Origin of the sequence: Vibrio marinisediminis, assembly GCF_014050145.1 — a bacterium.
Taxonomy (GTDB): Bacteria; Pseudomonadota; Gammaproteobacteria; order Enterobacterales; family Vibrionaceae; genus Vibrio; species Vibrio marinisediminis.
Genome location: NZ_JACFYF010000321.1, coordinates 1 through 247, shown reverse-complemented (window position 1 = coordinate 247; position 247 = coordinate 1). Strand labels below are relative to the sequence as shown.

1 protein-coding gene is annotated in these 247 nt (G+C 53.0%); it reads left to right on the top strand.

Features of this window, described 5'->3' with window-relative positions; all coding sequences use genetic code 11:
• Positions 1 to 247: hypothetical protein (locus H2O73_RS21965; RefSeq protein WP_220457779.1), on the top strand; the 247-nt coding region annotated here is incomplete at both ends.

The following is a 247-nucleotide window of genomic DNA, read 5'->3' as shown; positions in this document are numbered from 1 at the left end:
AGAATCTGATGTGGTGTTTTATAGCCACGTTGGCGCTAGCGCAATCACCGTGGACGGCAACGATATTGATGTGCTGATGACGGCTGTTCAGTTGGGCGGCGGGACTCCTAATACTCCACCAGAGTGGTGGGTATGGGATCAGTGGATGTTGCTTACCGTATGGGCAAAAGCTGATCCGGTGAACCCCGCGACAGTTGACGGAACGTTGATACTGGAGATTTCCAACCCTAACGGGCGTTGGAGATAC